Genomic DNA, 12,370 nt, shown 5'->3' on the forward strand with positions numbered 1-12,370 from the left:
TTGCGGTTAACGGATGACAGTCTAGGCACCGCATGCGACGATTCATGTCGCACCTGACAGACAAAAGGAATTGTAATGAGCAAGCACGATACTCTGTTGCGCACGCTGGCGCTGCTGCGCCTGATCCCCCGAGCACCCGCCAAACGCGACACCAGCACCCTGCACGAGTTGCTCAGGGAAGAAGGCTTCACTGTTGACAAACGTACGCTGCAGCGTGACCTGCAAAACCTGAGCGCGAAGTTTCCGCTCACCTGCGAGGTGACCGAAAAGAATGCTCCGCATCGCTGGCAGTACACCGCCGGCTTTGCCAGCGACCTCCCCGCCATGGACACAGCAGAAGCGCTGTTTTTGGCGATGGCCGAGCAGAGCCTGACGAGCAAACTACCGCCCTCTGCCCTTGGTCATATCAGGTTGCGCCTGGCACGCGCGCGACAGCATCTCGACAGCCTGGAAACTAACGACCTGGCCCACTGGGATAAACGTGTAGCCAGCATCCCCGAAGGCAAAGAGCTGATCGCGCCGACAGTTAAACCCGGTATCTGGGAGTCGATAGCCGACTCTCTGCTAAACCAGCATGCAATTGATGTCACCTATCGCAGCCGCTTCAAGAAGGCACTTAAACAGTACACGGTCCACCCGCAAGGGCTAGTGGTACGCGGCGCCATCAGCTACGTGCTGGCTACCATAGATGAGCACGAAGATATCCGGCAACTCGCGCTGCATCGCTTTCAAACCGTAACGCCCAGCGCCGAGACCTTTCGCCCCTGCCCGGACTTCAGCATCGAAACCTACGTGCAGCAGGGCAACTTCGATTACCCAGTCGATAGCCAGCCCGTCGAACTGGTAGCAGACATCTATCAAGACCTGGCCTGGAAACTGGAAGAAACGCCCCTAAGCAACGACCAGCAACTATCTGCGCCCAACGGCCAAGGCCGCGTAGAACTGCGCGCGACCGTGCCGAACGACAAGCAAACCCTATGGTGGATACGAGGTATGGGGCCAGCCTTTCTGGTCAGGCAGCCGGCCGAATGGCGTGACGCCCTCGCGGCTGATGCCGCTCAGGTGCTAGCCCATGCAAAAACCTGCGGCTACCAACCTGCCGCGGAGAATGCCTCATCATGACCTACGCCGAATTGAAGGAGCGCCAACGAGCAGAGCGCGACACCCACCCCACCAATCTGGCAGTGCGCGTGCATCGCGCACTCAGCTGGTTAAACCGCGCCGAGCAAAGCGACGACCTGGACGGACGCTTTGTCTTCCTGTGGATCGCCTTCAACGCCGCCTACGCCACCGAGATCGACGACCAGTTAAGGCTAAGCGAACAGAAAACCTTTCAGTCGTTCCTGCAAAAACTCTGCGATCTCGACCAAGAGCGCGCGCTGGAGAAACTGGTTTGGCAGGCCTTTCCCGGCAGCATTCGCGTGCTGCTGGACAACAAATACGTGTTCAAAAGTTTCTGGGACTTCCAGAATGGCAGGATCAGCCATGAAGACTGGCAGGCACGCTTCAAGGCGGGCAAACAACGTGCTCACGCGGCGCTTGGCGCAGGCGATACGGTGCAGGTGTTGAGTGTGGTCTTCAGCCGCCTCTACACACTCCGCAACCAACTGATACACGGCGGCTCAACCTGCAATAGCAGCATAAACCGCGAGCAGGTTCGTGACGGCGTGGCCATCCTCGCCCAACTGGTCCCCCTGATCGTCAAACTCATGTTGGACAACCCCAACACCCTTTGGGGCGATGTCAGCTATCCGGTGGTAGACAGCTGAGGTGCCAGCACCTTGGACAGCATCTACATACGCGTTTGCTAACAACGCCAAGGTCACGCCAACGAAACAGGTTCATTCGACCTACTCGCGCAGCGACAGGCCTGCGACGCGCCTTGTCGCGCTGAGCTGCGATGATGCTACAAATATCACTATGTAGGAGTGTCCCATGGAAATGCAACGCTTCACCATTGGGTGTCATGACCACCTGAAAGGGGAAGCTTTTCTGATGTACTCGGACCACATCAATGAAAGCGGAAAGGTGGAAATCTGTGGGCCAACTGCCGAGTATGGTGGCCCCTACGATTTGGCATTTATCATCAACGCGCCCCTAGACTATTTGCCGATAGAGATGGATGAGAGCGCCCTCGCCATCTTCGTGGACCGGATCAATCCGCACCGCGACCTTCCGGATAGATGCCTTCAACTGATAGCACCCATCGATAGTTCGCCAGAAGATTTCAGTTCATGGGCCGAAAGGACCATGACTTCAGTGGTCGATATTTTTCGCTATCCTGGGCTGGCGTGCATGACGTTTGCCGATTTAGTCTTCCTCTACGAGGAGAGCAAGGGCCGGCCAGTTACGTCCGCCTGGGTCAATTGTGACTGCAGTGATAATGAGCTGCTCATGCAACTTCGACAGTTGCAATTTAGCGCCTTAATTTGCCACTTCACCGATGGGCCTGAGTTCATTGAGTGCTCCAGATATACTCGCGTCATTGACATTTTGGACGCCAGCTTCCCTGACATCGAAAGCGCGCCTTTTGGTTATGGTGTCCATCCAAATAATCGAGAGACGTTATTCTTCCTTGGCGCCCCGAAATAAAGCGTTTTTTAGTGCCGGCTCTCTTATAAGCTGCGAATGCAGCGATGCACATATGCTGAAACCTGACACCGCAAAGGACTGTACCCGTGGACTTAGAACCTTTTCGTGAGCTGCTACGTACAGCTATTAATTTTTACCAGCCTCGTCGCGAGCAGAGTGTTTTTGCATTAGGCGGCCGCGGTTACTACGAGAACCCCACTACTGATCTCCTTGCCTTCTTTCTAGATCCAGAAGAGAGTCACGACTTGGGTGACTGCTTCTTGGCCTCCCTATTAGAGTGCCTACCCGGGACCGCTGAACTAAACCCTTTTTTGCGCGAAAGCCCCAAACGCGAAGTGCTCACCCATGCCAACAATCGCATCGACCTGGTGTTAGCCGGCGAAGGCTGGGACCTTGTACTCGAAAATAAAATATTTCACGGACAGGTTAATCCCTTTGATGACTACGAGGCATTTGCGACTCAAGTGATCAACGGCGATGATCGCACTCTGCTTTACACTGTGCTTTCACCCTCAGGCCAAAGCAGCAGACCGGCATGGCATGGCTTAAGCTATGGCCAGCTTATTGGAGCGACGCGCCAGCGCCTGGCACACCAGATGCTGACTAACCCGATTAATAAATGGCAGGTAATTGCGCGCGATTTTTTGCTACACCTTGAAAACCTTACAATGGAAAAAGCCATGGATGCTAATGCCATCAACTTCGTCATTGAGAACCTTAGTCAAATTAACAACCTGGTGCGTCTGAAAGACAAAGTAATTGACGCTCTGGATGGCAAGGTCGTCGAGGCACTCGAGCGGGAGGTGCCAAACTACGAGCGTTACACCAGGCGGCATAATTGGAAGAATGGACCCGCTCTGCGCTTTGCCTCTGACAATTGGAAAACATGGTCGGACGTCGTCCTATATTTGCGCTCGTCGAGCAGTACAGTGCAACCATCGATACGAGTGTACCTTTGCGAGATGGATGACTCGCTGCGCCAACAGGGACTGGATCTTTTCGTCGGCGGCGAAACCGAAGTCTGGCATGAAGGCAAAGGAAACAGCATTCTCTGCTTGCGTTGGGAGCTGGAACACTTTGATGAAGAGGAAATTATTTCTCTGATTGTCGAAAAAATGAAATTACTTATGCACTTTGAGCATGAGCTACGCCGTTAGACTTTGCGCCATGCGTTACTACTAGGCGCATTAGCGCGCACAATGATTCTATGGGAGCCGGAATGTAACGGGATTACCGGCCTCCCACAGCTCACCCCAGACATTGATAGAGCTAGGGCCTTCAGCTTCCACCCGCCAGACCTTAGGTCATAGCAAGGAAAATTTCTGGCATCGACGCCATCGAACGCAGGGCATTATTGCCGTGAAGTCCTAGGCATGGCCGTGTTATTTGACCTCCGAGCTATCCGCGCCACGCAGCAAAAAGAGGCAGAAGTAGCGACTGGCGCTAAGCTCCAGCCTCTCAAAACACTGCGGCAGCTCGGCAAACCTTTCAAATGAGCCAACTACGAACGACGACGTGATGGGATTGGAAAGCTGCCCTGCTTGTCCCTCACCAAGCCCTGAATCAACGGAGTTAGCAGCAAAGCCCAAAAAACGGACTTGCGTCTGCTGGCTGCCTGCTTACCACCGAAGATGTTTCCGAACTGCGCAAAAAAGAATACGCCCAGCGGAATTTTCACATAGAGCGCTAGCAGCATTTTCAGCACGTTCCGGTTATCAAGCCAAGTACGCACGACGATAAACAAGAGCAGCAAAGCATCGAGCACCACGGCAAGGGAAAACAGCGCCATACGAAGCTCGAAGACTGCCTCATCATTGGTGCCTGACCCTCCGCCTCCGGCTATTAACACCGCCAGCGCAGCGATACTCGCCGGGATCAGGTAAAGCCCGCCGACAACCATCACGTCCAGATGATTTCGATACACCACGATGTGCCGCTTCAAGCCTAAGCCGAGCCCAAAAGCAAATGGCAAGATCAACAAGAGCCCGACGCCCACTACCCACCAGCTCAGCGGCAATGCACCCAATGTCGATTCAGCACCTGCGTTAGACATGCTGAACCTCCTGGCTGCGAGCAGCCGAGCGGTTCAACCACTCGCGCGCGTCAACACGCCAGATCGCCTTGAAGACAACAGTCAGGCAATACAGAAACAACAAGGGCAGGATGAGCGTCCGCAACACAAACAGCGCCATGACTTCCATGATGGTTTCACTGGCATTGGAGAGCTTCTCCTGTAACGCATCCAATGCCAGCGGGTTGACTAGCGTGGCTACGGTGCCGCCCACAGAATCCATGATGCCGGAAGCACCATCCGGATTCTGCGCTGCTTCACGCTCGCGCTGGATCAATAGCAGGCCGTTTTGAGTTTTGTTGCGCTCATCCTCCAACAGATCAAGCTGATCCTCGTAAAGACCAACCTGCGCGATAGCCTTGGCGTGCTCGGGCGAACGCGACAAGAAGTTAAGGCGCTCGACGGTATCCATGCCTGCCTCCAGCTCATCAAGCTTGGACTCTGCCTGACGTTGCTGCTCTATTAGCTGCTCACGCTGGGCGGCGAGTTCCTCAAGTCGCGCAGTGAGCACAGCTTCCCGTTCTGCGCGCTGCTCCTCAGCTTGCGACGCCAACGCACTGAGGGCTTGCGCATCTGCGCCTTTTACATCGACATTCTCGACCTCTCCCGGCAACGCTTCCAAGGCAGCAATCCCACCGCGGGACTGTTCAGCCAAAAAATACTCGCTGACCACACCGTTCAGGGCGACCACCATAACCAGTGCAAAGCGAAGGAAAACCAGAAAGGCAAAAAGGCGAACACTTTGATTAAACCCGGCGAGCGATGGCCGCAACAGACTGAGAATGACCACAGCACCAGACAGCGTCAGCAAGATTTTGAAGAACAAGTCAGAGACGACGCCAAGAAGCAGCTTTTGAATCAGCAGAGAACCGATCGATAGCTTCATGAGCGAGGAGTAATCCTCGATCAGATCATTGAACGGATCTAGCACCTCTCCCAGACCCAAGCTGCCAGAAAAGACCACCATGCTGACTTCTACCTCGACACTTTGCAGTAGGGAAATCAGCGCATTGAGCAGCTTGGCCACACCAAAAGCTACTGAGGCCTGCACGAGAGAGCTGTCGATGTAATCGGTCGAGGCACGGTCGATCGCCCCTAACCAACTCACCGCCATCAGTATAAGGACTGCAGCTACCACTAACGATCGGACACGTCCCTTTAAAAGGCCTGACGATTGCGACGTCGACTCCATGTTCACTCCTTGGTTATCTTATTGATCAGACGGGGCAACTGGCTGAACAAACCGGCTTCCTTGCCCCCTGAGGAAGGTACAAGCGCTGAACGATGGAAACAACTGTCACCGCCGTGCTTTGCCCCCGCAATTATTCAGCACCATCACGACAAACCTTGTCGCAATGACGGCGTAAAACAGAATTTTGCTAACCCGCTTGATAACTACGAGCTCGCATGAGTTGATGTAAAACGGCACCTTCATCACATGCAGGGGAGCCCCGTCGCATGCGAGCAGCGACGCTACTTAAATCACCTCAAGACATGGACGCCACAGTGAGCGACACAAAAGACACTCTGCACCGAATCAAGCTAATGATCGCCCTCGTTCCTAAAGAGCCCGGCGATATCTCCACCAGAGAGTTGCTCTGCGCACTGGAAAATGAAGGGTTTAACGTTAGTAAACGCACTGTCCAGCGTGATCTGGAAAAGTCATCCAACACCTTCCCCATTTACCAATCCGTTGGGGGCCATCACCCGCGCTGGAGTCGAAAAAAAAATGCACCGCTGGATACGGACATCATGCTCCCCGCCACTGCGTTAGCCCTGCATTTGGCAGAAAGCCACCTCAGCAGACTGCTGCCGAGCACTGTGCTGCAGAGGCTAACGGCGCAATTTGAGCTGGCCCGGCACCAGCTCCTGAGCAATACCAGCAACACGTTTCACAACTGGGCTAGAACCGTACGTGCCCTGCCAAATGGCAAAGCTTTGCTACCTGCCGATATATCTTCAAACGTGTGGGAAGCTGTATCCGATGCCCTGCTGCGAGAGAGGCAATTACGGGTTGTTTACCAAGCTCGCGAGCAGTCGACACCTCGCGAGCACGTACTGCATCCGGCAGGCCTGGTGTCACGACATGCGATTAGCTATCTGGTCGCCCGGACCCAAAGCTACGAGCAGCCAGTGCAGTTTGCATTGCACCGTATAACTGACGCAGAAGTACTTACAGCCCCTGCCATGGAACTGGAAGGTTTCAGTATTGACCAGTTCATCAGCCGCCAACTCAACAGCGAAGAAGACATCGCCACTGTGACGCTTGAAGCCGACGTGTCCCCAAGCATCGCCTGGCTCCTCAACGAAACCCCACTGAGTATGGAGCAAAGTCTCACCCCTCTTGAGGACAGCCATTGGCAACGCTTGCGTGCCGTTGTCCCGAATGACAAGGAAACACGATGGTGGGTCTACTCGCTGGGAGAAAACATACGAGTAAGGGCGCCAGCCGACTGGATTGAGGAGATCAAAACCCGAGCGCAACAGACACTCGCTCAGTACCAAGAAAACGCTGAATAACCTCAAAGCCGACTGGGGTCAAAGCAGGGCGCATTCAACGAGCGGTCTCTGAGGCCTAACGGAGCCCGTAGCAAAGGCAAAACGCCAAGAACAAAAGCGCCGGAGCATGCGCAAGGCGAGTGGAGCTTCTCGCTGCGCACTGCGCACTGCGCAAACAGCCTTTGCCTTGCTCCAGCAAGGGCGACGGCAGTGCAATCGCCTTTTGCCAGCCACAACGGCAATGCCCTCGCCAGCAGGCTTTCGGCACATTCCCACTCTCAAGAAAAAACTGGCCTTCATGCGACACAGCCTGTCGCGGTGCTGCTGCACAGTCCCCTGTAACAGTACAACGGAGGACTGACATGCCCTTTCCACCCAGCCCCACTACCTACCTATGCCGTCAATGCAGCTGGCGAAAAAGAGTTCGCCCCACAAGCGATGCCCTCGCGTGGGGGGTGGACTGTTTTGCCTCCTGTCCGCAATGCGGTAGCGACAATCTACAGATAACTCATCACCCCAAATCGCGCGGCCCACTGGCCTGGATCTTCGGGCGTTGACTCTTAGCGCGAACGACAAATCAGCAGACAAGGAAGGACCTATCATGACCAACGTAACGTCAATGCACACGCCCAGCTCTATTGACGAGGCTATCGAAGGCGCTCTCAAGGGATCTGGCAAGATTAATATCATCATCGCAGGCAAAACCGGCGTGGGCAAAAGCACGCTCATCAACACGGTTTTCCGCGGCGAACTGGCGCAGACAGGTTCTGGTCGCCCGGTCACCCAACATACCGAGGAAATCTCCAGGCAAGGGCACCCGATCACCATCATCGACACCAAAGGTCTGGAGCTGAAAGATTACGACACCATCGCCGCCGAACTGACTGATGTCATCGACACCCGATCTGCGTCGCACGATGAAAATCAGCATATCCACGTTGCCTGGCTATGCATTCATGAGGACGGTCGGCGCGTCGAAGAAGCCGAGGTGGAGCTTTGCCGCCTGTTCACCGAAAAGAACATTCCGGTCGTGGTGGTCATTACCAAATCCCGCTCGGACGATGGGTTCAGCGAGCAGGTGAAACAGACGTTGCCGAGCGCCGCCGCCATTGTGTCTGTTCGCGCACTAGCAGAAGAGCTAGGAGAAGACGAGGATCGCGTCACGCTCAAGCCCAAAGGTGTCGATAAATTGATTGAGGCAACCGCAAAGCTACTCCCTGACGCAAAACAGCGTGCCTACGCCAACGCATTAAACTCCCGTCATGCGGCAGCAATGAAGCTGAAGGTTGAGCAAGCCGAAACGGAAGTGGTAGTAGCTGCAGCAGCTGCAGGCGCGCTGGCTGCGGTACCTATCCCCTTTTCAGATGCGGTAGGCCTGGTGCCGATTCAGGTCGGTATGCTGGCAAAGATCGGCATTACCTTCGGCATGGAAATCAGCACCACCGCCCTCACCACCCTGGTGACATCCACTCTGGGTGCAGGTGCGGCAACGCTGATCGGGCGAACCCTGGTGACCGGCCTGTTGAAGATGGTCCCCGGTGCAGGCAGCGTCGCAGGAGGAGCCATTGCGGCCGCCACTGCATCGGCTCTTACCAAGGCCCTCGGCAGCGCTTACATTTCCGTACTCACCCGCTTCGTCAAAGAGAATCCCGGCAAGGAGCTGGATATGACACTTATAGCTATGGAGCTAAGGAAACGAATTTCATTGTAATTGGATCCATTGAAGCCACACCTCCGGGTGTGGCTTCTGCACTTCTCTTGCCTTTGCGGCAAAATTGGTCGTACACCTAGCATAAACTGTGGGCTGTCACTGAAGGAGTATGAGAATGAATCAGCAGGCAAGTGTCGTATCACTGATCAGCCAGCTCATCCCGGCTCAGGCCGCCCTGTCCCCAGACTTTCAGGCCGGACTCCCGGGCGCGATAGCGCCCTATGGTACCTGTTCAATTCGCGACAAGGGCGCGCAGTGGCCCGGCAGCCTGCAAACACTTACAGCCAAGCTGCCCATCCATCAGGTAGCGAGCGAGTCAGACGTCCATGACCTGTACCAACACCTGCGCCAGGCTGCGCTTGGCTACGATGCGGAAGCGCTGAACGATCTGGGCTGGATGTGGATTACCGGCACGCACCTGAAAAGGAACAGCGCGCTAGGACTCCAAGTGCTGCAGCTTGCCGTAGAGCAAAACTCCGCCGAGGCTGTGTTCAACCAAGCCGAGCACCTTAGCCACCGATCCAGAGATACGGAGGATTTGAGCAATGTGATATCTGCTTACGTCGAGGCCTTTCGATGCGCACGAAACAACGCACTTAGAGGGCTGATCGCCAACACCCTCGCAGAACTACATGAGCACTGTATCGTCGGCGGCAAGCCAGACCACGATGAGGCGATTGCTTGGTACCGAGTCGCAAATGAGTGCGGCGACCCTTGGGCAGTTGTTAACATCTGCATACTCATGCTCAATAGCGACTCGCCTGCTTTCAACTACGAGCGTGCGTTCCACGAGCTACAGTGCGCTGCCCTTCATGGCAACCGCGCCGCCACAGACTACCTGATTGAGCTGTACGACGGTGACTGGTGGGGCCCACTGCCGCCAGACGATGCCTATGGACGGATGAAAGCGTTCTGGATCAATCTGGCACAGGAGCAAAAACTGGCAGACCTAAAAGCATGCGAGAGCAAAACATGACACTGCTCTTGCTTTGCCAACAAGCAACTGCCAGGTTCACTCAGCGCGCAGCAATTTGACCTCCCTGCTCCCCTGCGCCAAAAAAACACAGCCAAGACAAGCTGCATCCAACAAAATGCGGACTCAGCAAAACCAGAATTTCTGGCTCTGCACCATTCGGCGCATATAGCGCAGACCGCACCTTCTCAAGCGACCTGATGCGCCAGCCTACGGGTGCTTCCACCACTACGATGTTTCGTTGAATGTTTCGCCAGCAAGACTCGTCAATGCGTTCGTGTAAGGTTGTCAGCGCACCCTTGGTCGACACCGACCAAGCATGTTCGCCTACACCTACCAGGCCATCAGCGATCCAGCTAAGCTCATCACTGCAATTAACCGCAAGGCTTGCATGCTCTGCAGACAGATAAAAACGAGCCCAGAAGCTGGCCGCCTCCTCTACCGAGCGCCAAGCATAGCTGCGTACCCCAGACGGCACGGGAGGCGCATTCCGCCCAACAAAGTGAGCATGCACAATCCCTGCGCACGGCAAGAAAAGGTCTAGCTCAGCCGCACTATCCGATGCATCAATCAGCACATGCAGCTCATCGTAGCCAGCGGCCTGGAGCTTACCACCCGCTGATTTCGCAAGCTCAAAGCGAAACCGCCCCCCGACCCTCTGCATCGCGGTTTTCAACACATGGCGATGCCACTGGACTCTGCGCAAAAAAATTTCCGCCAGCTTTTCATTGCAAGCAAAGATCCCAATCCTGCAACCCAGTTGCGCCGCAGGTCTGTGCTCGACGCATTCATCTGCGGGGCTCACCCTACTCGAACCGGGCTATTGATGCAGCGATACCCAGGGTATTGCGCTTCAGCCGTGACCTTGGCCATCTGGGCGTTCTGCGCCTGCACCTGAAAACTGAAGTTGGCCGACGGTCCAGCCTTGGGGTCAACTCTTTGCAAAAAGACCTTGTACGTAACCATTTCCACCTCGCTGCAATACAGTAGCTGAACAGAATAGCCGCCAGCTGCGACAGATTTCGTCGCAGCTACGCAATACAATTCAGTCCACCACCGCGACTTGCATGGAGAGCCAGGCCGATGAATTACACCATCGTTCTAAACCAGGTCATCAGTATCGTTAACAGGGCGGGCAACCGCTTGATAGCCGAGTGGCAACGACCTGACGGCCCCCGCGGCTTCTATGACAAGGCCGACGTGGACACTGAGATCGAATGCGAGTTGCGTCCGGCACTGCTAGACCTTCTAGCGTGTGACTTTTGGGGCGAGGAAACCGGCTCTAAGCTCACCGGCAACCAACACTGCTGGGTGGTCGACCCTAACGACGGAACGGCAGACTTTCTGAAAGGTTTAAAAGGGTCGGCCATTTCAGTTGGCCTGCTCAGTCAAGGCTGTCCGGTCCTTGGCGTAGTCTATGCGCCGGTAAGAGCCGCCGGTGGGCCCGACTGTATAGCCTGGGCAGAAGGTATGAAGACGATCTACCGCAACGGCGCACAGCTTGCCTCGTCGCTCGCCACCGCCAGCCTGACGCCAGAGTCGCGGGTAATGGTCAGCAGCGCCGCGAGCAGGAAACCGGCCATTAACGCGGAGCTTTGCGCACCAGCAACCCCCGCCCCCACAACCAGTATCGCGTACCGACTGGCAGCAGTTGCCGCCGGAGATGCCGTAGCCGGGGTGTCGCTGGTCACCACTGCAGCTCATGACGTATTGGCTGGGCACGCCATCTTGCGCGGCGCCGGCGGCGTGCTACTAGACCAGGATGGACAGGAAATCACCTACGGTAGCCGATCCTCCCTGGCGGTCACGTCTAGACGTTGCTTTGGTGGCGCCCTAGACGCCTGCAGGGAACTCGCCAACCGAGACTGGGACCGTGTTTTTCAGAAAAACGTTTGAGCACTCGTTTTTCCATTGAAAGCCTTGCCGGTACGCTGTGGCCGCAACCTTGGAGCAAGATAAAGGTTCGCCGCTATGCGACTAGGAACAAGAGCCAGGCAGAAGCGCGACAAACGGTGCCCACGGCAGAAAGCACGGCTTGGAAGGAGGCTAGTCCCTATCGGCAGGGCTGACGATATCCATGGCCCACGGTGGCCTGCTTAGGCTATCGTTATCGGGAAGAGGTCTAATCGAAACACCTTCTCTGGAAATCCACATGCCGCAAAACAACGACCTGGATAAACGCCGTGCGAATGTACTCCACGTTCAGGCGAGCAACAGACTCTCCGGAGTCCGAGTAAGCCAATACATGGCAGCGAGAATGGAGGAGTATGCTAACGGCCGTCTTTCTTCGGCAGAGCTAGTGGCCGAAGCAAAAATAAGGCACGGAGTCCAAAAGCGCTCACCTCCGGGCGAGGAATGACACGCTAGTCCACACCATCGCAACGCTCGTTTCCGACGCCCTTATTGCATGATGCACGAACCTGGGTGGGCGAACCTCTCGGAGACACTTATTCAGCTAGTCCGATACTGCAGTCCTATCACCGAAGCTTTCGTCGAGCTGTCAGTACCAAGAGCCCCCCCGCCC

General features: G+C 55.6%; 12 protein-coding genes. 9 read left to right on the plus strand and 3 right to left on the minus strand.

Annotation, left to right across the window (positions count from 1 at the left end; translation table 11 throughout):
* Positions 1–75: 75 nt before the first annotated feature.
* From C1949_RS14600 to C1949_RS14615, 4 genes are all read left to right on the plus strand, one after another.
* Entirely contained in the window at positions 76–1,122 is a 1,047-nt protein-coding gene (locus C1949_RS14600) for a helix-turn-helix transcriptional regulator (protein WP_104739212.1), read from the plus strand.
* Entirely contained in the window at positions 1,119–1,769 is a 651-nt protein-coding gene (locus C1949_RS14605) for a HEPN domain-containing protein (RefSeq protein ID WP_104739213.1), read from the plus strand. The genes C1949_RS14600 and C1949_RS14605 overlap by 4 nt, the downstream gene beginning before the upstream one ends.
* Before the next feature lie 166 nt (positions 1,770–1,935).
* The gene (locus tag C1949_RS14610; protein WP_104739214.1) at positions 1,936–2,592 is read left to right on the plus strand and encodes a hypothetical protein; all 657 of its coding nucleotides are present in this window, start codon (positions 1,936–1,938) and stop codon (positions 2,590–2,592) included.
* An 86-nt stretch (positions 2,593–2,678) separates the two neighbouring features.
* Positions 2,679–3,749 (plus strand): PD-(D/E)XK nuclease family protein, encoded by a 1,071-nt coding sequence (locus C1949_RS14615; protein ID WP_104739215.1) that lies wholly within the window; start codon positions 2,679–2,681, stop codon positions 3,747–3,749.
* 344 nt (positions 3,750–4,093) lie between these two features.
* Here C1949_RS14615 and C1949_RS14620 read toward each other — a convergent pair whose 3' ends face one another.
* Together C1949_RS14620 and C1949_RS14625 are read right to left on the minus strand one after the other, a co-directional pair.
* Positions 4,094–4,645, minus strand: coding sequence for a hypothetical protein (locus C1949_RS14620; RefSeq protein ID WP_104739216.1), 552 nt, complete (start codon positions 4,643–4,645; stop codon positions 4,094–4,096).
* Positions 4,638–5,855, minus strand: coding sequence for a hypothetical protein (locus C1949_RS14625; protein ID WP_146040331.1), 1,218 nt, complete (start codon positions 5,853–5,855; stop codon positions 4,638–4,640). The genes C1949_RS14620 and C1949_RS14625 overlap by 8 nt, the downstream gene beginning before the upstream one ends.
* Before the next feature lie 266 nt (positions 5,856–6,121).
* On the opposite strand from C1949_RS14625, the gene C1949_RS14630 reads away from it, so the two are divergent.
* The 3 genes from C1949_RS14630 (at position 6,122) to C1949_RS14645 (ending at position 9,849) form a co-directional block, all read left to right on the plus strand.
* Entirely contained in the window at positions 6,122–7,183 is a 1,062-nt protein-coding gene (locus C1949_RS14630; RefSeq protein ID WP_229744363.1) for a helix-turn-helix transcriptional regulator, read from the plus strand.
* Positions 7,184–7,763: 580 nt separating this feature from the next.
* Positions 7,764–8,873 (plus strand): GTPase family protein, encoded by a 1,110-nt coding sequence (locus tag C1949_RS14640; protein WP_229744362.1) that lies wholly within the window; start codon positions 7,764–7,766, stop codon positions 8,871–8,873.
* Between the two features lie 115 nt (positions 8,874–8,988).
* Positions 8,989–9,849 carry a sel1 repeat family protein gene (locus C1949_RS14645; RefSeq protein WP_104739219.1) on the plus strand — a complete coding sequence of 287 codons (861 nt, stop codon included), beginning with the start codon at positions 8,989–8,991 and terminating at the stop codon, positions 9,847–9,849.
* A gap of 40 nt (positions 9,850–9,889) precedes the next feature.
* Here C1949_RS14645 and C1949_RS14650 read toward each other — a convergent pair whose 3' ends face one another.
* Positions 9,890–10,651 carry a hypothetical protein gene (locus C1949_RS14650; protein WP_104739220.1) on the minus strand — a complete coding sequence of 254 codons (762 nt, stop codon included), beginning with the start codon at positions 10,649–10,651 and terminating at the stop codon, positions 9,890–9,892.
* Between the two features lie 278 nt (positions 10,652–10,929).
* Here C1949_RS14650 and C1949_RS14655 point away from each other — a divergent pair, with 278 nt between their 5' ends.
* Together C1949_RS14655 and C1949_RS19855 are read left to right on the plus strand one after the other, a co-directional pair.
* Positions 10,930–11,742: an inositol monophosphatase family protein gene (locus C1949_RS14655; protein WP_104739221.1), complete on the plus strand. Its 813-nt coding sequence runs from the start codon at positions 10,930–10,932 to the stop codon at positions 11,740–11,742.
* A 256-nt stretch (positions 11,743–11,998) separates the two neighbouring features.
* Positions 11,999–12,205: an antitoxin VbhA family protein gene (locus C1949_RS19855; protein ID WP_104739222.1), complete on the plus strand. Its 207-nt coding sequence runs from the start codon at positions 11,999–12,001 to the stop codon at positions 12,203–12,205.
* Positions 12,206–12,370 lie beyond the last annotated feature (165 nt).

The organism is Halopseudomonas oceani (genome assembly GCF_002903165.1).
Taxonomy (GTDB): domain Bacteria; phylum Pseudomonadota; class Gammaproteobacteria; order Pseudomonadales; family Pseudomonadaceae; genus Halopseudomonas; species Halopseudomonas oceani.